Consider the following 18,008-nt stretch of genomic DNA (forward strand, 5'->3'; position numbering starts at 1 on the left):
GGCGGGTGAGCGGACCGATCGGGGCTTTCGGTGTCATCCGCTCGCGACCGAGCGGTCCACCGCGCTGGGGTTGAGTACATGCTCGATGGCCATGACTGACGCGCCTATGACACCGGCTCGGTCACCGAGCCGACGGACTCGGATGCTCAAGTGCTGGGTGGCCAGCGGGAGGGAGCGACTGTAGATGAGTTCGCGGACGCCGGCCAGCAGGTGCTCACCAGCGTCGGACAGATCACCGCCGATGACAATCGAGCTGGGGTTGAAGAAGTTGACCAGCGACGCCAGGACGTCGCCGATGTCCCGGCCAGCCTGACGGATCATCCGGATCGCTGCAGGGCTTCCGGTACGGACAAGAGCGACCACGCCCCGGCTGTCGACTGCATCCTCGCCGAGATCGCGCAACTGCTCGGCGATTGCAGCGCCGCCGGCGACGGCTTCCAGGCAGCCGGTGTTGCCGCAGCGACAGACACGGGCGGCGGCAGCGGCGACCTGAATATGGCCGATGTCCCCGGCTGCACCCTGGGCGCCGCGGTGGAGACGGTGCTCGGTGATGATGCCGCAGCCGATGCCGGTGCCGATCTTCACGAAGAGCAGGTGTTCGACCTCGGGGCTGACCGCCCAGTGCTCACCGAGCGACATGATGTTGACGTCGTTGTCGACGAGGACGGGGGCGCCGAGTTTGGGTTCGAGCCAGCCCGGCACATCGAAGCCGTCCCAGCCGGGCATGATCGGCGGGTTCACCGGCAGCCCCGTGGTGTGCTCGACAGGGCCGGGAAGGCCGACACCGACTCCACACACGTCGGCAAGCGTGTGTCCGGCCTCGGCCAGCAGACTCCCGAACTCCTCGACCAGCCAATCCAGGACGTGTTCCGGCCCCTGCGTAATCGCGATGTCCTGGCTGCGCTCGGCCAGCACCTGCGTGGTCAGGTCGGTCACGGCGATGCGTGAGTGCGTGGCACCGAGGTCGGCGGCGAGGACGACCCTCGCCCCAGCGTTGAAGGTGAACGCAACAGCAGGCCTTCCCCCGGAGGAGATCGCGTCGCCCGCCGGGATGATCCACCGTTGGTCCAGGAGGGCATCGAGCCGCTGGGACACCGTGGACCTGGCGAGACCGGTGAGCTGCATCAACTCGGTGCGGGTTCGGGGCTCGCCGCTGCGCAGGATCGCCAGAAGGTCGCCCGCGCCTGCCACTTCGATGGTCAACTCCCCGTCCCCTTGTCCTCGTACACGCTGGCCGATGGAGCGAAGCATAGCCAGCGCGGACTTTACTTGACCTGCGACGTAAGTCCCCCGTGGCATTCCTATCATGCTGAACATGCGACGAGAATCATCGGAACTGCCTTCATCGCCCAAAGCCATGCACGGGCATCCTGACATGCCGGGGCACGGCTCGCGGCCGTAGCGGATGCGCATGAGGAGAGAGCGATCCATGCAGGCCGGCTCTTCGGCGCAGAGAGGGCGCTGGGATCGGCCCGAGGAGCATCGAAGCCGGTCGCTTCGATGGGGGTGCGCATCTGCAGGCCCAGCCACCTGCGCGCTCCTTTCGCACTCACGGCACTGGATCTAGACTGGCCGTGATCTGCGAGAAGCTACTGGCGACAGACGCGCCGACGGCCGCCGCGATGGCAGAATGCGCTCGTGGCGCCCAACTGATCGCTGCCGTGCCGTTGGTGTACCGCTTCTACGCGATGTTCGCGAGGCCAGGGCCCGGCTGGCCGACCTGGGCCGGATCAGCCTGATCCAGGACAGCTGCCTGCTGGACTGGCTACTCAAGTCGACCGACGACAACTGGCGGGTGGATTCCGCGAAGGGCGGGCCCTGCCGGACGATCGGCGACATCGGACCACATGGTTCGATCTGGTCGAGTTCGTGACGGGCGAGCGGATCGCGAAGGTCTGCGCGCAGACCTCCGTAGTCGTGGCCGGCCGGGTGAGCAGCGGACCAGTACTCGCGGAGGATCTCGGCACGATCGAGTTCGCCATCGCCTCCGGCGCCCTCGGCTCGGTCGCCGTCAGCCAGATCGCCGCTGTCCGCAAGAACCGGCTCTTCCTCGAGGTCTCCGCCGCCGCTGGCAGCTTCGCCTTCGATCAAGAGAGCCCGGAACGACTCTGAATCGGAGAGCGCGAGCGCTCCCAGGCCCTGGTCCGTGACCCAATACGCTGTCCGAGGCGGCAAAGCGGTACTCGCCTCTTCCGGCTGGACACGCCCAGGGCTTCCAGGACTGCTTCAACGCCCTTATCGCCGACACGCACGCCGCGATCAGAGGCGAGCACCGGGAAAGGCTGCCCGTGTCCGAGGACGGAGCACGCGCCGCCCATCTGACCGACGCCGTTCTCCGGTCGGCGCGGGAGGGTGGCTGGGTTGCCTGCTGAGGTTTGCGACATGCACCCAGAGGCACCGCCGGGGCGGGCAGCGTCCGGGGTGCTCGTGGCTCGACGGTCAGGTCACGCGGCTATGTGTAGTCGCGATCCCGGGCCGCACGAAAGCCCTTATTGGTCCAGACCTGTTGATACTGCCAGGTAACTGGTCTAAACCACTTGACCGCGCTTCACGGGCCGAGGATGGTGAGACCGACTCGCTTGGAGTTCTGACGTCATGCTTCTTCGCCACCCCACATTCCGGCGACGCGGGGCACACCGAAACGGGTGTAACCGAGCCCCGCCTGCCTCCCTGGAGTCGAGATGAAACCAACGCGTACCGCCATGCGTTCTGCCACAGGACTGGTGGTCCTGGCCCTCCTCGTCACCCCTCTCCTTGTGCTGCGGAGCGCGCCCAGCGCCTCAGCCGCGACGAACAGCGCACCACCCGGCGTCGTACCGGCCATCCAGGAGTGGAACGGCGGAACCGGCCGTCTCGTCCTCACCTCGTCAAGCCGCATCGTCGTCCCTGCTGATGCCCCGGCAGGCGTCAGTAGACTCGCGACTCAAGTAGCCGCGGAATTATCGGAGTTGACCTCGCTAAGACTGAGTACCTCCACGGGCCGCCCAGCAGTCGGCGACATCGCACTGCGCGTCAACCCGAGTGCTGACTTCGGCGGTGCGAAACCCGCGCTCCGCCCCGAGTCGTACCGCCTGAGCGTTACTGAGGGCTTGGTCCACATCGACGGCGGCGGCGAGAAGGGGCTCTACTACGGCACCCGCACCCTGCTGCAGGCTGTCCTCGGCTCACCCGACCGCGCCAGCCTGCCCATCGGCACCGCGGTGGACTACCCGAACTACGCCGTGCGGGGCTTCATGCTGGACGTGGGACGACGCTACTTCACTCCCGAGTTCATCAAGTCCTATCTGCACTGGATGGGTTGGCTGAAGCTCAACACCCTGCAGCTGCACCTCAACGACAACGAACTCAGCGCGCCGAACGGCGACTGGTCCCAAGCCATCTCCGCATTCCGACTCAAGAGCACCGATCCGAAGTTCGCCGGCCTGGGAGCAGAGGACGGCTACACCCGTGAGGACTGGAACTCCTTCGAAGACACCGCAGCGGCCCACGGCGTCACCATCATCCCGGAGATCGACTCACCGGCACACTCGCGGGCCTTCATCAAGCTCAAGCCCGAGCTGGGGCTCAACAACGGCAACTCCGATCATCTGGATCTGAGCAAGCCGGAGACAACCTCCTTCATGAAGAGTGTGTTCGCCGAGTTCGTTCCATGGTTCCGCGGGCCCGCCGTCCATATCGGCATCGACGAGTACCCGACGGAGCTGGCCGACCAGTTCAAGGCCTACGTCAACACCATGGCGCCGTACGTGCGGTCGCTCGGCAAACAAGTCCACGCCTGGGGAAGCTTCTCCGCCATGTCGGGGAGCGGAGCGGGATACGACAAGGGCATGGTCATCAACAGTTGGAACAACCACTGGTACTCGCCGAGAGCGGCGACAGCCGACGGCTACAAGGTCATCAACTCCAACGACAACCTGCTGTATGTCGTCCCCTTTGCAAGCTATTACCACGGCCAGGGGCTGAATGGTGAGGACATCTTCAAGAGCTGGGAGCCGCACATCTTCGGCGGCGGTCAGGAACTCGCTGTACAGGATCCCCAGCTCCTCGGAGCGATGCCCGCGGTGTGGAACGACTTGGTCCGCGCCAACTACACCGAACTCCAGGTCCACGGACTGGTCAACAAGAGCTTCGACGCCCTCGCCCAGAAAATGTGGTCCGGCGGCGCGGCAGGTACCGACTACGCCGCCTTCCAGAACCGGGTCGCCTCAGTCGGCAAAGGCCCCGGCACCAGCTACCTCGGTCCTCGCCAGACCCCCGGCGACCTGGCCTACCGCCGCCCTGTGGTCGCGTCATCGACCGAGACCCAGGCGTTCCCCGCATCCCACGCCGTCGACGGTGACGCCTCCACGCGGTGGTCCAGTCGGTACACCGACAACCAGTGGCTCAGCGTGGATCTCGGTAGCGCACAGCGCGTCAGTTCCGCCCGTCTGACCTGGGAGGTCGCCTACGGGAAGGACTACGACATCCAGGTCTCCGAAGACGGCGCCAACTGGCAGGCCGTGGCTGAGCGACGAGGCCGCACCACTGCCGGGACCGACACGGTGACCTTCTCCGCGACCACCGCTCGCTACGTCCGGATGCAAGGCATCACTCGCGGAACGATTTACGGCTACTCGCTCTACTCCTTCGAGGTTTTCGCCTGACAGGCGGAGTCTAGGCGTCATCACCAAACCATCAGGGCGGCTGTGGTGCGGCCGCCCTGATGTCGAGGGTCTGTGTAGCGGTAGTTCGTTAAATCCGGCAGTAGAGGTCAATGCCGTGTCCGGTGGTGACCGCGTCGATTAGGGCCTGGAGCTCGGCGGGTGGGTCCTTGTCCGTCCAGGCTCGCCACCAGTGGTTGAGGGTGATGGCGGGGGTGAGCCAGGAGCGGATGGCTCGTAAGGCCCTGGGCCAGCAAGGCTGTTGGGGCTGGTGGGACGGAGCCGGTCCCCCTCTCTGGCCCCTCGTCATGGCAGGGGTCCGGCGCGGTGGCATCCAGGGGTCCGGGTGGGGTGAACCACTGGTCCCAGCAGAAGGAGAAGGCGCAGTTGACCAGGGTCTGGTGGCGGCGGATGGCGCGGTCGGAGCGGACTTGGAAGTCGGACCAGCCGAGTTCATCCTTGATCTGCTTGTAGCTCTGCTCGATCCACGGCCGGAGGCCGTAGAGGTGCACGATCTCGGCGAGGTCGGCGGGCGGGTGCGGGCTGGTGGCGGCGTGGGATGCGTCCGGGTGGGGCAGGTTGGTGGCCAGGTACCAGGTGGCCACGACCAGCCGGCAGGGTGAGTCGGGGCCGTAGCCGCCCAGGCGGGCATCGGCGGCCCACCAGGTCTGACCGTGCCCGTCCGGAAGTGCCGCTCCACGGGCGTCCATTCGCTGGGACGCTGGGCATCGTGCCAGGTCAGGGCGCGGGTCGCTTCGATGAGGGTGTGCGGCTGGTCGGCCCGAGCCCAGGTGCCGCGGTGCGGCTTGAGCGCGACCACGTAGGCCAGGCCGGCCTCGCCGCAGTGCGAGGTTTCAGTCGTCGCTGACGGAGTAAGCGCAGTCGGCGACCACCGCCCGGCAGCCGAAGCCCGCCTCCTTGCCTCGGGCCGCGAGGGCAGCGGCCAGCTGCGGTTTCGTGCGGAAGGCCGGGTCGGAGCGGCCGCGGGCGAAGTGGTGGACGGTGGTGTAAGGAGTGGCGTGCAGCGGGTAGTACACGCGGCCGTCGGTCCACACCGTGGTCACGGTGACGATGCCGTTGTCCGTCTTGCCCAACCGGCCCAGCCACTGCCGGCCCACATGCGCGGTCGCGGTGCCGTCCTTGCGGTCTCCGGAATCGTCGATCACGATGACCCCGCCGTCGTGCGGAGCCGTCGCCAGCTCCTCGCGCAGCAGCTCAAGCCGCCGGTCGTTGACCAGTTCTTCCTCCCAGGGAGACTCAGACAGGAAGAACTGCAGCCGCTGCACGCCCGGCATCCCCGCACCGGCCACCGGCTCCGCCCCCGCCATGCAGGTGATCGTCTTGTTCCGCTCCCGCGGCGCCAGCAGCCCGGTCAGGTACTCGCGAAACCCTCGCCGCTGGGCCAGACTGAAGAAGAGGTCGTCGAACCGGGCCGCGTAGTCCTCCACCGGCCCCGGCGCAGGCGGACACGGACGGCGAGCAGTCATCTTCAGCCCCCAGCCAGGCAGTTGACTCCTACCACCGGCCTACGGCCAACCCGACCTGCCGTCAACCCATACCACCACCGGATTTAACGAACTACCGGTAATTGGGATACGCGACTCGATCGCTGTGTACGACAACGTCGGCGAGGTCGTCTGCGGGATCGATGTGTGACGACGAGCTGGCGGAGGTGACCGCGCCCCAGATCTGGGCCGGAGTGGACATCGGCAAGGAATTCCACCACTGCGTGGTGGTCGACGAGCGCGGCGAACGCCTCCTTTCACGCCGAGTCTTCAACGACGAACCGGCCTTGCTGGAGCTGATCGCAGACGTACTCGCGCTCTCCAGCCACGACCAGCCGATGGTCTACATCACCGGCTTGGCCGTGCACCAGGCGTCGGCCGCCTACCGCGGCCAGGGCTAAGCGGTTTTGGTGAAGTTCGCTGCTGATCCTTGGATGTGGGTCGGTTGGCGGGTCAACGCCTAGTAGGACTCCGTTAGGTTGCTCTGGCTCTTGGGTTTGGGCTGGTGGTGGATGTTCTGGGCAGGGGGCGGTGGCAGGTGGTGCAGGTGCCGGTCCAGCAGTTCAGCAGGTCCTGGATGGTGTCGAGGATCTGGTAGAGGGTGAGTCCGGTGTATCGGCTTTTGGGGCCAGGCGCTGTTTGGTGAGGAAGGCGTGGGCGGCGGTGACCAGGGTGACGTGGTGATGCCAGCCGGTCCAGGAACGTCCTTCGAAGTGGTCCAGGCCGAGGCCGTGCTTGAGTTCGCGGTAGTCGTGCTCGATGCGCCAGCGGATCTTCGCCAGTCGGACCAGTTCGGCGAGGGAGAGCGTGTCGGGCAGGTTGGACAGCCAGTAGCCGGTGGGCGCCTCGGCGCCGGCGGGCCATTCGACCAGCAGCGTCACGTCGGGCAGGACGCCGTCCCAGCAGTTTTCGTCTGTGGCGGCCTGGGCGAGGCGGCGGGACTTGACCCCGGCCGGCCGCACCCGCAGGGACAGGAAATGCGAACGCATCGGCCCGCGGGAGCCTTCCCGCCAGCTCACCTCGGTGAAGGCCTGCCGCCCCTGGTCCGCCGCGAGCGCGGCCACCGGGGACGGCTTGTCGCGATAGCGGGGCTGAGGCTTGCGGCCGTTGCCGGACCAGGGCGGGGCAGTGGGCACCGCATCGTGCGAGTGGGCGGTCACGTCCGAGCGGATCGCCACCACGTAGCCGATGCTCCGGCGTTGCAGCCCGTCGCGGAAGTCGGCGTTCTGCCCGTAGCCGGCGTCGGCCACCACCACCGGCGGGATGAGACCCCAACCGGCCAGCTCGTCCAGGACGTCCAGGGCCAGGCGCCACTTCTCCCGGTGCCCGACCTCATCAGGCACCTGGCAGCGACGTCGGCGTTCGGCGTCGCTGTCCCACTCCCTGGGCAGGAACAGCCGCCACTGAAGCGGGACGGAGGCGGCATCAGTAACCGCGTGCACGCTGACCGCCACCTGACAGTTCGCCTGCTTGCCCATGGCACCGCAGTACTGGGGAGCAACCGCCACCGACATCTTCCCGTCCTTGGGGAACGACACATCGTCGACCGCCCAGGCATCCGAGCCGATCTGCGGCACCATCCGCTTGGCGATCCGCCGCCGCACCGGCACCGGATCCCACGTCGACTGGTTCACGAACTGCTGCAGGTTCTGCTCGTTGCCGTCCGGCAGCCGCTCCGCCATGGCCTGGACGGACTTGCGGCGGCCGTCCAGCATCAGCCCCCGCAGATAGCAGTCGCCCTTGGCCCGCTGGTCCTTGCGCGGCACCGATGCGAACACATCAGCGACGAATAACCCCAACTTCGCCCGAGCACGGTTCACTTCATGTGCGTCCACACCCCCAACATGCCCCCAAACAGCACCGCGAGACAGACGTAACGGAGTCCTACTAGTCCATGGCGCTCCCGATCGCTTCGAGACTGGGTTGCGGGTGGCGGGTAGAACAGCTCCACCACGATCCCTCGTGCCTTCGCTCAAGCCCCGCCGGTGTTTGAGGAGCGGGGGCTTGGGCGGACTGGGTTACGGGGAGGGGAGACGTCAGCGTGCCGTTCGGCGCGCCGTGTTCTCTCGCCACTCCCGGCCGATCGATCGCATCAGGGCCGGGTACACCCCCAGGTACCGGAAAGGTTTGATGCCGAGCATGTACAGGGAGCCGAGGCGGCCGTTGGGCTTGACCAGCACGGCCATCTGGCCGCGGTAGCCGCCGTTCCCGTCGGAGACCCAGCCGATGTGCATCAGCCCGTGCATGGTCTTGTTGGCGTACTCGGCGGCCCACTCGTCGTGTGTCTGGAAGACTGATGTGAAGGGTGCCGCGCTGAGGTCGGGCCCCCGCGGCCCCTCGCGCAGGTCGTCCGGCAGCCGGTCGCGCAGCGTCGCCACCCGGCCGCCGACGCCCGAGTCCGGCTTGTCCCAGCCGAGCAGCGCGCCGAGCTTCCAGCGCACCGCAAAAAGGAAGCGGCCCACGGGGTTGCCGCCGTCCGGACCGTCCTTGCCGTCCGCCATCTGCTGGATCAGGTGGTGCAGGTCGTCCGGGCCGCCCGGCGTCGGCAGCGCCCACAGATCCTCGAGCCGGAAGTCGCCGGCGATCTCGTGGATCCGCCAGGGGCGGGACATGTGGTCGGTTGAGGGAAGGCGCAGATCGCTCATGGCAAACCCCTGTCTATACGGTGACGTATAGATCGAGCATAGACCCATCCATACGGCTCCGTATACTTGGCCGGGGTATGTGAGGGGAGACACGGCATGGGCGCGATCCGTACGCCGCGGGAGAAGTGGATCGAGGAGGGGCTGCGGGCGCTCGCCGCCGGCGGCCCCGAGGCTGTCCGGGTTGAGGTCCTCGCCCAGGCGCTCGGCGTCAGCAAGGGCGGTTTCTACGGCTACTTCCGCAACCGCGCCGCCCTGCTGGAAGAGATGCTCGGCACCTGGGAGCGCGGGGTCACCGAGGATGTCATCGAGCGGATCGAGAACGACGGGGGCGACGCCCGCGACCGGCTCGGGCGTCTCTTCGACTTCGTGGGGTCGGGCGAGACGCCCGTGACCAGCGCCGGGGTCGAGCTCGCGATCCGCGACTGGGCCCGGCGCGACGAAGGCGTCGCGCGTTGCCTCCGCCGGGCCGACAACCGGCGCATGGACTATCTGCGCGAGCTCTACGGGGCCTTCTGTCCCGACGAGGGCGATGTCGAGGCCCGCTGCCTGATCACCTTCTCACTGCGCATCGGCGACCACCTCATTGCAGCCGACAACGGCCCGCGCAGCCGCACGGAAGTCCTCGCCGCGGTCAGGAACCGGTTGTTGGGCTAAGCGGCTCGGTGAAGTCCGCTGCTGTCCTCGGATACGGGTTCGTTGGCGGGTCAGTGCCCGGTCTACTGCGGTACCGATCGCTTCGATGCTGGTGTGGGCGCGGTCGGGATAGTCCTCGTACTTGGCCGAGCGCCAGACGTACTCGATGTCGTTGAGCTCGGGGCTGCGGGGAGGCAGGTAGAACAGCTCCACCCCGATCTTCGCCAGTTGCTCGCGGCGGCCCTTGAACACTTTGTCGATGTGCGCGGAGGCGTTGTCCAGTACCACTGTGCACGGCCGGGGCCGCCGCCAAACGGGCAGTCGGGCGCCGACACCGTCCGCGGCCAGGGACAAGGCGCCGGCTCCGCCGGGCAGGCCGGCCAGGCGTGAGCAGACGAACTCCAGCAGCACGGCCGCGTTGATCTTGCCGGGGGGTGTGCTCCCACAGCAGTTCAGGATCGGCGCCCACGACCAGCGCACCGAGCGCACGTTGACCCGCCGGTCGCGGGTGTCCTCGCGCGCCACCACTGCGCGCTGCCCTATACGTGACCAGGTGTAGCCGGTGGGCATGGTGGGCGCGAAGCCGGACTCGTCGAGGAAGATCACATCGCGCGTGCCCACGTCGGCCTCCATTCGTAAATCCGCAAGTCCTCCAGCTGGTCCCGGGCGGCCTGCTGAAGGACGGGGTCGGCCTTGTGCCGGAGGCTGTCGCGGGTGCGTTTCCGCCGAAATCCCTCGCGGTGCAGCAGCTCGGTCAGCCACGCCGCCGATACACGCACGCACGTCTCGCTCCGTGGCCAGCCAGTCGCACAGCTCGGGGGCTGTCCAGGTCACCCCTGCCTCGGCCGAGGCATCCAGTAACACGCCCAGCGCCTGCAGATCGTCGTCGGTGATCTGGGCGGGCCGTCCTGGACGCGGGGCATCGGCCAGGGCGTCGAACCCGCCGCAAGTGAAACGGTGCACCGCATCGCGGACCGTGACCGGGTTGCATTCCAGCAGGTCGGCGACCTGTGACACGGTCAAGCCCCGGCCCAGCAGCCGGATGCACTCCAACCGTCGCCGCTCGTTACGTGACAGGTCACGCCCGGCCAGCCGTCGGCGCACCTCGGCCTGCTGCTCGGACGTCAACTCCACTGTCAGGATCTTCGGCATCATCACCACTTCCCGCCAAGGCTCCTACCCCAACAGGGAGTTGACTTCACCGAGACCGCTTAGGACTTGTCCGGCCGATCATGTGACTACTCCGTTGTCGTGTCGTTGATGTGGGCATGGGGCGGGGTGATCTGACGGATTCTGAGTGGGAACGGCTGCGGCCGTTCCTGCCGGTGAGTAACAGGCGTTGTGGCAGGTGGCGGGATCACCGGCAGGTGATCGACGGGATTTTGCACCGGGTGCGGACCGGCGTTCAATGGCGTGACCTGCCCGAACGATTCGGCCCGTGGAAGACGGTCTATGAACGCCACCGCCTGTGGTCGGCCGACGGAACCTGGGAACGACTGCTCCAGCAGGTCCAGGCCGCAGCCGACGCGGCAGGCGACATCGACTGGGACGTCTCGGTCGACTCCACCATCGTGCGGGCCCATCAGCACGCGGCCGGCGCCCGAACCCAACCACCGCCGACGCCCGCCTCAAAGGGGGACGCAGCGGCAGAACACCAGGACGAGACGCCGTGGCAGAGCCTCGTCGCCCGCCTGGTGGAGGTGGTGCAGGAGGTGAGGGCCTGGGCCGCTCGCGCGGCGGGTTCACCACCAAGCTCCACCTGAGCGCGGACGGCCGCTGCCGCCCGCTGTCCCTGATCGTCACCCCCGGACAGCGGGCGGACTGCACCCAGTTCAAGCCCGTGCTGGAGAAAATCCGCGTCCCGCGGACCGGGCCGGGCAGGCCGCGCAAGAAGCCTGACAGCCTCGCGGCCGACAAGGCCTACAGCAACGGCCCCTGCCGGGACTACCTGCGACAACGGGGCATCCGGCACACCATCCCCGAGAAAACCGACAGCCAGGCCACCCGTCTACGCAAAGGCTCACGCGGCGGGCGGCCACCAAGCTTCGACGAAGAGCGGTACAAGAAGCGCAACACCGTCGAACGGGCCATCAACAGGCTCAAGCACGCCAGAGCCGTGGCCACCCGCTATGACAAGCGCGGCTACGTCTTCCTCGGAACCGCGACCGCCGCAGCCCTCGTCATCTGGCTCCGCGCATGATCGGCCGGACAAGTCCTAGACGGCTGCCCCGGGCCCATCCATCCCGTACGAGACGAGACGGAGAACCCAAGTATGTCCTCCCTCCTGCGCGTTCAAGGCCGGATCGGCCAGCGCACCCTCTTACTGACGACCGCCGCGGTGCCGCTGACCGGCTGGGCGGTCCACGCGGTCGCGCTGCACAAGCAGCTCGCCGCGACCCGCCGCGACCCGCTGACCGGCCTGTTGCGCCGCGACGCCTACACCGCCCGCGCCCGCCGGCTCCTGGCCCGCCACGGCGACGACACGGCTCTGGTCATGATCGACGCCGACCACTTCAAGGCCGTGAACGACACGATGGGACACCCGGCCGGCGACGCTGTCCTCGCGGCGTTCGGGGCCCGGCTCACCGCCTGGGCGGGCCCGCGCGCATCCGTCGGCCGCCTCGGGGGCGATGAGTTCGCGGTCGTCCTGGAACTGCCCGCACCTCGCCTGGAGCAGCGCCTCGCACAGCTGGTCCGCATGCTGCGCACGCCGGTCGTCCTGGACGACGGCCGCACCGTCGACGTCGCCGCCTCGGTCGGTGCCGCGACGCCGGACATCGTCGGCTCCAGCGACCTGGCCGTGTTGCAGCGGGCCGCCGACGCGGCCCTGTACGACGGCAAGCACACCGGCCACGCCGTCATCGCCGCCACGGCGCACACCACGGTTGCGTCGGTCAACGGCCGCCGGGCCGGGCGTCCGGGCACCAGCCTGCGAGGGCGAGCCGCATGAGCACCGCTGCTCTGCCCGAGGGCGACTGGATCCGCGGCATCAGCGTCAGGCAGCCGTACGCGGCCTGCATCCTCGCCGGTGCCAAGACGGTGGAGAACCGGACCGCCCGGTGGCGGACCGGCTGGGTGCTGCTGCACACGAGCAAGACCATCGACCAGCCCGCCCTGCGCATCCCGCTGATCGGCCGCACGATCCGCGGCCGCCAGCTGGTCACGGGCGCGGTGGTCGGCATCGCCCGGATCACCGGCTGCCACCAGGACCACGACGGAGCACCGCTCTGCTCGCAGTGGGCGCACCCGGGAGCCTGGCAGCTGGCGCTTGCCGACGTTCAGGAGCTGCCCCTGCCCGGCCCGGCGCGCGGGCAGGTCGTGCCGTGGAAGCCGTCGCCGGACCTGCTGGACCGCGTGTTCCAGCAGCTGCCCGCCTTCCGGCCGTGACACGCCGCTCCAGCAAGACGCCGCTGTTCGAGCCGGGTCTGATCCCGGCTCCCCCCGTCATCTCCAGTATCCGCAATACCGGCTGCGGCACACACGCCAGCGCCAGCGCAACATCGCTCAGCCCGGCCCGCCGGGAAGCCCTGACCAGCACGTTCAGCCCGGCCGAATCGCCGAGCTGGGCAAGCGGGGTGCTTCTTCGGCATGGGCTGGCTGGAGTTGCGGGAACAAGTGTCCGGCATGGGCCAAGGTGTGAATTCTTCCGAACCAGACATCGAGTCGGCGGCCACGGGGCGTCTGCTCGATCTCGTGCGCTCCCTCGTCACCACACACGTGTCGTGGAAGCCGCTCTTCATCGGCGCGGTCATCACGGGCGACGACCGCATGCGCCTCTACTTCCGTTCACCGGAACGGGACCGCACCTACGGCGTGGATGTGCTGATCAGTCATACGGGTCCTGGCCTGATCGGCTCCCTGGTTTCCCCAGCGTTCTTGGCGAACGAGTATCTGCACCAGCCTTCCGACGACCCACACTGCGACGTGATCGTGGATCTCACCGATTACTGATCTGGTTTGTCGAGCCGCTGCCATGGCACGTGGTGCCGGTTCCTTTCTTGACGGTCCGCCGACTCCGTCGGCGGACCGTCAAGAAAGATCGAGGCTAGGCCCGCGTTCCGCATCTCGAAGGCCAGACAACAACCGGATCAGCACCGGGCGGCGGCCCGGCGCTGAGCGGCGCGTCTTCAACTCGAACACGTGCGTCACCCGCAACAGGATCGCGAGCGGGTCGACTCGATTTCGGTAGCCGCGGGTGCGGCGACGGTCGTCAGAGTTTCGTGCGGTGCGCGGTTGTCCAGTGCTGGCGGCTACGCATCGCTGCCTGGAGACGCCGGTTCAGCGCCGGATCACCGTCGAACGGGTCCACCCCCGCACCCACCACCACGGTCCTGGCAGCCATGTGCTGTGCCACTGACGGCGTGGTCAGTCGCTGCTCCAGCTCGGTCAGTTCATCGCGGCTGAGGTAGACCCCCGGCGAGATTTCCAACCTCATCCGGTCGTCGGGGGACTGGTGCGCCGCCATCCACCAGCGCAGGCCGTCCTCCCGGCCCAACCGGGCGTAGTTCGCTGGGCCCGCCACCATCTCCCAGTAAGTGGGCTGGAACTCGGGTGGCACCAGCGACGACATCGCGTCGTTCAGCTCCGGCTTGTGTTTCCAGACGAACAGCAACTCCGTGTACGGCCGGTAGCCCACGCCTATTCCAGCCAACGCCGGATCCTCTCATCGCTGTCCACTGATAGAGACGCCAACGTATCGCGACGCGTCAAAAGGTCAATCCCAGCGCCCTGGGGCGTGTCCCAGCTAACTTCGCTGCCCTATCGAACGCGTCGGCGGTGTCGCAGATCGGGAACTGCAGGCGTGACTTCTGCACCTGCTCGTCGGTCATCCCGTGGGCGCTGCGAGCCACCTGAGCTTTCATAGGCGTGCTCGTCCACGTCTTGATCAAATAAGCGGAGATTGCTCCTGAACTGCAACGATGGGACTGTCTAGGGTCCTGTTGGCTGCACGGAAAGAAGCACTCTCCAGGTGAGCAAGCGTATCGGGTTGTACCCGCGCGTCCGCGTCGAGGGCACCGGGCTCCGAACCACCCCAACGCACCTGACGAGAAAAGCCGATGACCACACCCACCACCGACCAGCCCGTCATCCCGGACTGGCTCGCCGCCGCCGAAGCCGCCCACCAGGAGCAGAAGATCGGCATCGTCGCCCAGGTCCTGCAGCGTGTCCAGCGCCACGCCGAACTGATCAACGCCCGCCTCGCCGACTTCGGCATCGAGCCGATCGAGGCCGCCGGCCTCGACGACCGCGGCAACCTGCGGCTCGCCCGGCTGACCCAGCCAGAGTTCGAGCCGTACACCTACTACGAGGTGCGCGCGGCCTGGAGCCAGGACGAACCTCTCGCCAGACCACTGCGGCCTGCTCAGCTTCGCCGGAGCCGTCGTTCCGCCCAGGGCCACCAAGCCTGGCGGGAAAGACCGAATGCCGGCGGTGAACGGCGTCGGTGAGCCGTGTGCGGGAAAACCGCATGCACGGTTCGAAGTGGCGGGAGCAGGAGAAGGAATGACCTGGCCAAGGTCACCAGCGGTGGCACAGCCGACCGGGAAACCGGAGGAAGAAAAGGCCCTGGGCCCTAACGTCAGACACCATCACCTCGCCTGCTCCCGCCCCGACTCGTAGAAGGCTCACACCTGATTCATGACACTCCCCCGCCGCGGTCGAGTCGCTCGTGTATCGCGCGGCGGGCGCGGTCGTAGGCGTCCGGCTGGCCGAGGAGTCTGCGGGCGTAGTTGGCCTGCAGTGCCGCGCCGTGGAATTCGAAGATGAGTTGCTCGACGTCGGTGTCGGAGGCGAGTTCACCGAGGCGGCAGGCGAGGCGGATCTGCTTGCGCAGGGTCTCGTATCCGCTGGCCGCCGCATTGGTGATCGCGTCACGGACGGGCCCCACGCGGCCGTCGAACTCGTTCGCGGTGGCGAAGAAGAAGCAGCCGCCTTCGAAGGTCTCGAGGTAATCGATCCAGGCTTCGAGCAGGGCGCGCAGGCGGGGCAGCCCGTCGTCCGCGTGCTCGGTCTTGCGCAGCACGCGTTGGGCGAAGTCCTGCGTCGCGGCGGCGACGACCTCCAGCTGCAGTTCCTGCTTGGTACCGAACAGGCCCTGCACTCCGCTTTTACTCATGCCCAGCGCGCTCGCCAGCCCGCCCAGCGAGATTCCTTCCAGACCCTCGACCGACGCCAGGTGCATCGCGCGCTCCAGGACGGCGCGGCGGCGCTCGTCTCCAGGGCGGTAGGTAGACATGCTTCCATCCTAAAGCAGAATACGAACGTCCGCATTGTCATATACGGTCGTACGTATTAGGGTCACTGCAACCAGTCCTCGCCCGCCAGGAGATTCGTGTGAAGATCGCTGTCTACGGAGCAAACGGATACACCGGAAAGCTCATGATCGAAGAGCTGCGCCGCAGAGGCTTCGACATGGTGCTCTCCGGCCGCAACGCCACGCGGCTGCGTGCCGCCGCCGACGGGGCGGGCGCCGGCGACGCCGAGCTGCGTATCGCCGACGCCGACGACGAGCCGGCGCTGGCCGAGGCGTTTCACGGCTGCGACGCGGTCATCAACTGCGCCGGACCCTTCATCTCGGCGGGCGAGCCGGTGGTACGCGCGGCCATCGCCGCCGGCTGCCACTACGTCGACACATCAGCCGAACAGCTCTTCCTGCAGCGCGTCTTCGACACCTACGCCGAGGACGCCGAGCGCGCCGGAGTGAGCGTCATCCCGGCAATGGGCTACGACATCCTCCTCGGCGACATGATCGCGCACCTCACCGGTCAGCGCACCGGACCGGTAGAGGAGCTCACCGTCGCCTACCGCGTGGGCGAGTTCGACATGACACGCGGCACCATCCGCTCGGCGGTCGAGATGATCAGAAGCGGCGACGTCGTCTACGAGGACGGCCAGTGGAGGGCGGGCGGCATCCCGGCCAAGCGCACATCGTTCGCCTACCCCGGCGACCTGGAGGAGTCGCCGACACTCAGGTGGCCCGGCGCCGAGGTCATCACCGTTCCCCGCCACGTGCCCGCACGCCGTGTCGAGGTCATCATGGACGCGGCGGCGTTCACCCCGGAAATGTCCGCCCTCCTGCAGTCCCCGGCAGACGAACTGGACACGTTCGTCAGCGGTCTGCCGGAGGGCCCATCGGGCGACCGGCGTCCAGCCGCCACCTTCACCATCGTCGCGGAGGCCCTCGGCGAGGACGGACGAAAGGCCAGGGGAGAGCTGCGGGGCACCGACATCTACGGGATCACCGCCGTGATCGCCGTCGAGGGGGTGCGCCGGCTCGTCGCCGACGGAGCCCCCGGCGGAGTGCTCACGCCCGCGCAGGGTTACGACTGCGTCGGCTTCCTCGACTTCCTCGCCCCCCACGGGATCACGTGGAACGTGGCGATCACGAGCTGAGCACGCAGCGTCCCTTGCCCATCGCACACCGGACCGGAGCGGTGTCGCCGATGGCGAGAACTCCGTCAGCAGCGTCTGCTGGAGCCCGAGGAGGATGGAGGGGCTGCCGTTGTCGCACATGGTGACCCGGTAGCTATGTACGCCAGTTGCGGCTCTGGCACAGGTCTTGGGGAGGAGTCGCGGAGGGTAGCCGCACTGTTCGATTGCGGGACCGCGGGATGTCGGTGTGGGACGGCTGGGGAAGTCGGCTTCGGCTCATGGGTGGTGCGTTCAGGGTTGTCCGGTCGCCTGTCGACAGGCTCGTGCGTAGTCCAGTACCAGGGGACGGTGGTCGTCGGCACGCCAGGCGAGCGCGAGCCGGCTGGGGGAGATACCACGCACCGGGCGGGTGACGACGCCGCCCAGGGCAATCAGTGGTGCGTTCCCGCTGGCCAGCAGGCAGACGCCGCGTCCGTCCACGAGCGCTTCGTACGTCTCGTCGGTACTGGCGATTTCAGCCCCGATGCGCAGCGGCCTGCCACCGCGGGCGTCCAGCGCGAGCCAGTAATCCCGCAGCGCCCCGGCGCTCTCCGGTAGCGCGAGGAAGGGCTCGTCCAGCAGGTCGGCGAAGTCGATGGCTGCGCGAGCGGCCAGCAGATGCTCCTGGGGCAGGGCGACCAGGCGCGGTTCCTCGGCCACCACCACCCAGGTGTAGCGGTCGGGGTCAGGCAGGGGCAGCCAGATGAAAGCGAGGTCGCTGGAGGCGTCCGAGAGTCCCGCGGTCGAGTCCTCCCAGCTGACCTGGCGCAGTTTCACGGTGACGTCGGGGTGTGCGCCGGTGAAGCGGGATCTGATCGCCGGCAGCAGACCGCTGCGGCCCGGGCTGGTGCTCATCCCTACGAGGAGGGTCGTCCGCTGCCCGGCCTTGGCGACCTCGACCGCCTCCCGCGCGGCGTCCCAGGCGGCGAGCACCTGAGAGGCGTGGGGCAGCAGCGCGGCACCCACCGGCGTGAGTCGGACACCCTGCCGGTCGCGCTCGAACAGCGGCGCGCCGAGCTGCCGTTCCAGCATCCGGATCTGCTTGCTCAGCGCGGGCTGGGAGACGAACAGCCGCTCGGCCGCACGGGTGAAGTGCAGTTCCTCCGCTACGGCGGCGAAATACCGAAGATCCCTCCCATGCACATCCATAACCATTGGTTATCACAGCGGGTCTT

The 18,008-nt window shown here is 67.9% G+C and carries 19 protein-coding genes and 2 pseudogenes; 10 read left to right on the forward strand and 11 right to left on the reverse strand.

Features of this window, described 5'->3' with window-relative positions:
* Positions 1-33 precede the first annotated feature (33 nt).
* Complete coding sequence (locus OG844_RS44895) at positions 34-1,413, reverse strand: ROK family protein (RefSeq protein ID WP_406387379.1); 1,380 nt, start codon at positions 1,411-1,413, stop codon at positions 34-36.
* A gap of 456 nt (positions 1,414-1,869) precedes the next feature.
* Here OG844_RS44895 and OG844_RS44900 point away from each other — a divergent pair, with 456 nt between their 5' ends.
* Together OG844_RS44900 and OG844_RS44905 are read left to right on the forward strand one after the other, a co-directional pair.
* Positions 1,870-2,112 carry a hypothetical protein gene (locus OG844_RS44900; protein WP_406387377.1) on the forward strand — a complete coding sequence of 81 codons (243 nt, stop codon included), beginning with the start codon at positions 1,870-1,872 and terminating at the stop codon, positions 2,110-2,112.
* A 590-nt stretch (positions 2,113-2,702) separates the two neighbouring features.
* Entirely contained in the window at positions 2,703-4,643 is a 1,941-nt protein-coding gene (locus tag OG844_RS44905) for a family 20 glycosylhydrolase (RefSeq protein ID WP_406387375.1), read from the forward strand.
* A 107-nt stretch (positions 4,644-4,750) separates the two neighbouring features.
* Here the strand turns inward: OG844_RS44905 and OG844_RS44910 are convergent, their stop codons facing one another.
* Positions 4,751-5,350, reverse strand: coding sequence for a hypothetical protein (locus tag OG844_RS44910; protein WP_406387374.1), 600 nt, complete (start codon positions 5,348-5,350; stop codon positions 4,751-4,753).
* 144 nt (positions 5,351-5,494) lie between these two features.
* On the reverse strand, positions 5,495-6,127 hold the full coding sequence (locus OG844_RS44915) for a transposase (protein ID WP_406387372.1): 633 nt from the start codon (positions 6,125-6,127) through the stop codon (positions 5,495-5,497).
* Between the two features lie 161 nt (positions 6,128-6,288).
* Between OG844_RS44915 and OG844_RS44920 the strand changes: the two are divergent.
* A pseudogene (locus OG844_RS44920) lies at positions 6,289-6,543 on the forward strand (transposase); the annotation flags it as partial.
* 165 nt (positions 6,544-6,708) lie between these two features.
* Here OG844_RS44920 and OG844_RS44925 read toward each other — a convergent pair.
* Positions 6,709-7,980: an IS701 family transposase gene (locus OG844_RS44925; protein ID WP_406387371.1), complete on the reverse strand. Its 1,272-nt coding sequence runs from the start codon at positions 7,978-7,980 to the stop codon at positions 6,709-6,711.
* Positions 7,981-8,181: 201 nt separating this feature from the next.
* On the reverse strand, positions 8,182-8,790 hold the full coding sequence (locus tag OG844_RS44930) for a DUF2867 domain-containing protein (RefSeq protein WP_406387369.1): 609 nt from the start codon (positions 8,788-8,790) through the stop codon (positions 8,182-8,184).
* A 96-nt stretch (positions 8,791-8,886) separates the two neighbouring features.
* Here OG844_RS44930 and OG844_RS44935 point away from each other — a divergent pair, with 96 nt between their 5' ends.
* Positions 8,887-9,444: a TetR/AcrR family transcriptional regulator gene (locus tag OG844_RS44935; RefSeq protein WP_406387368.1), complete on the forward strand. Its 558-nt coding sequence runs from the start codon at positions 8,887-8,889 to the stop codon at positions 9,442-9,444.
* Here the strand turns inward: OG844_RS44935 and OG844_RS44940 are convergent.
* The 3 genes and pseudogenes from OG844_RS44940 to OG844_RS44950 form a co-directional block, all read right to left on the reverse strand.
* Complete coding sequence (locus tag OG844_RS44940; RefSeq protein WP_406396382.1) at positions 9,349-10,056, reverse strand: transposase; 708 nt, start codon at positions 10,054-10,056, stop codon at positions 9,349-9,351. The two genes, OG844_RS44935 and OG844_RS44940, sit on opposite strands and share 96 nt — an antisense overlap.
* Entirely contained in the window at positions 10,026-10,202 is a 177-nt protein-coding gene (locus OG844_RS44945; RefSeq protein WP_406395943.1) for a hypothetical protein, read from the reverse strand. The genes OG844_RS44940 and OG844_RS44945 overlap by 31 nt, the downstream gene beginning before the upstream one ends.
* Positions 10,203-10,212: 10 nt before the next feature.
* Positions 10,213-10,578 (reverse strand): annotated as a pseudogene (locus tag OG844_RS44950) (transposase); the annotation flags it as partial.
* A gap of 113 nt (positions 10,579-10,691) precedes the next feature.
* Between OG844_RS44950 and OG844_RS44955 the strand changes: the two are divergent.
* The 4 genes from OG844_RS44955 to OG844_RS44970 all read left to right on the forward strand — a co-directional run bounded on the left by OG844_RS44955 (position 10,692) and on the right by OG844_RS44970 (position 13,374).
* Positions 10,692-11,623 (forward strand): IS5 family transposase gene (locus tag OG844_RS44955; protein WP_406387366.1). Its coding sequence is split into 2 segments (ribosomal slippage): positions 10,692-11,069 and positions 11,072-11,623, totalling 930 coding nucleotides; the frame shifts between segments, so codons are not numbered across the junction.
* 72 nt (positions 11,624-11,695) lie between these two features.
* Entirely contained in the window at positions 11,696-12,373 is a 678-nt protein-coding gene (locus OG844_RS44960) for a GGDEF domain-containing protein (RefSeq protein ID WP_406387365.1), read from the forward strand.
* Positions 12,370-12,810, forward strand: a complete 441-nt coding sequence (locus OG844_RS44965; protein WP_406387364.1) for a hypothetical protein — start codon at positions 12,370-12,372, stop codon at positions 12,808-12,810. The genes OG844_RS44960 and OG844_RS44965 overlap by 4 nt, the downstream gene beginning before the upstream one ends.
* 201 nt (positions 12,811-13,011) lie before the next feature.
* Positions 13,012-13,374, forward strand: a complete 363-nt coding sequence (locus OG844_RS44970; protein WP_406387363.1) for a hypothetical protein — start codon at positions 13,012-13,014, stop codon at positions 13,372-13,374.
* A gap of 259 nt (positions 13,375-13,633) precedes the next feature.
* On the opposite strand, the gene OG844_RS44975 is transcribed toward OG844_RS44970, so the two are convergent.
* Entirely contained in the window at positions 13,634-14,074 is a 441-nt protein-coding gene (locus tag OG844_RS44975; protein WP_406387362.1) for a hypothetical protein, read from the reverse strand.
* Between the two features lie 406 nt (positions 14,075-14,480).
* Between OG844_RS44975 and OG844_RS44980 the strand changes: the two genes are divergently transcribed.
* Entirely contained in the window at positions 14,481-14,870 is a 390-nt protein-coding gene (locus OG844_RS44980; protein ID WP_406387360.1) for a hypothetical protein, read from the forward strand.
* Between the two features lie 188 nt (positions 14,871-15,058).
* On the opposite strand, the gene OG844_RS44985 is transcribed toward OG844_RS44980, so the two are convergent.
* Positions 15,059-15,658 carry a TetR/AcrR family transcriptional regulator gene (locus tag OG844_RS44985; RefSeq protein ID WP_365281050.1) on the reverse strand — a complete coding sequence of 200 codons (600 nt, stop codon included), beginning with the start codon at positions 15,656-15,658 and terminating at the stop codon, positions 15,059-15,061.
* A 98-nt stretch (positions 15,659-15,756) separates the two neighbouring features.
* On the opposite strand from OG844_RS44985, the gene OG844_RS44990 reads away from it, so the two are divergent.
* A complete protein-coding gene (locus OG844_RS44990) occupies positions 15,757-16,815 on the forward strand; it encodes a saccharopine dehydrogenase NADP-binding domain-containing protein (protein WP_365281053.1) in 1,059 nt (352 codons plus the stop codon).
* A 270-nt stretch (positions 16,816-17,085) separates the two neighbouring features.
* Here OG844_RS44990 and OG844_RS44995 read toward each other — a convergent pair whose 3' ends face one another.
* On the reverse strand, positions 17,086-17,988 hold the full coding sequence (locus OG844_RS44995) for a LysR family transcriptional regulator (protein WP_406387358.1): 903 nt from the start codon (positions 17,986-17,988) through the stop codon (positions 17,086-17,088).
* Between the last annotated feature and the right edge of the window lie 20 nt (positions 17,989-18,008).

Source organism: Streptomyces sp. NBC_00887 (assembly GCF_045207585.1).

Coding starts and splice junctions, on each gene's coding strand:
- OG844_RS44895 (WP_406387379.1), bottom strand. CDS start 1,413: ATGCGCATCCGCTACGGCCGCGAGCCGTGCCCCGGCATGTCAGGATGC.
- OG844_RS44905 (WP_406387375.1), top strand. CDS start 2,703: ATGCGTTCTGCCACAGGACTGGTGGTCCTGGCCCTCCTCGTCACCCCT.
- OG844_RS44910 (WP_406387374.1), bottom strand. CDS start 5,350: ATGGACGCCCGTGGAGCGGCACTTCCGGACGGGCACGGTCAGACCTGG.
- OG844_RS44915 (WP_406387372.1), bottom strand. CDS start 6,127: ATGACTGCTCGCCGTCCGTGTCCGCCTGCGCCGGGGCCGGTGGAGGAC.
- OG844_RS44930 (WP_406387369.1), bottom strand. CDS start 8,790: ATGAGCGATCTGCGCCTTCCCTCAACCGACCACATGTCCCGCCCCTGG.
- OG844_RS44935 (WP_406387368.1), top strand. CDS start 8,887: ATGGGCGCGATCCGTACGCCGCGGGAGAAGTGGATCGAGGAGGGGCTG.
- OG844_RS44940 (WP_406396382.1), bottom strand. CDS start 10,056: ATGGAGGCCGACGTGGGCACGCGCGATGTGATCTTCCTCGACGAGTCC.
- OG844_RS44960 (WP_406387365.1), top strand. CDS start 11,696: ATGTCCTCCCTCCTGCGCGTTCAAGGCCGGATCGGCCAGCGCACCCTC.
- OG844_RS44965 (WP_406387364.1), top strand. CDS start 12,370: ATGAGCACCGCTGCTCTGCCCGAGGGCGACTGGATCCGCGGCATCAGC.
- OG844_RS44970 (WP_406387363.1), top strand. CDS start 13,012: ATGGGCTGGCTGGAGTTGCGGGAACAAGTGTCCGGCATGGGCCAAGGT.
- OG844_RS44980 (WP_406387360.1), top strand. CDS start 14,481: ATGACCACACCCACCACCGACCAGCCCGTCATCCCGGACTGGCTCGCC.
- OG844_RS44985 (WP_365281050.1), bottom strand. CDS start 15,658: ATGTCTACCTACCGCCCTGGAGACGAGCGCCGCCGCGCCGTCCTGGAG.
- OG844_RS44995 (WP_406387358.1), bottom strand. CDS start 17,988: ATGGTTATGGATGTGCATGGGAGGGATCTTCGGTATTTCGCCGCCGTA.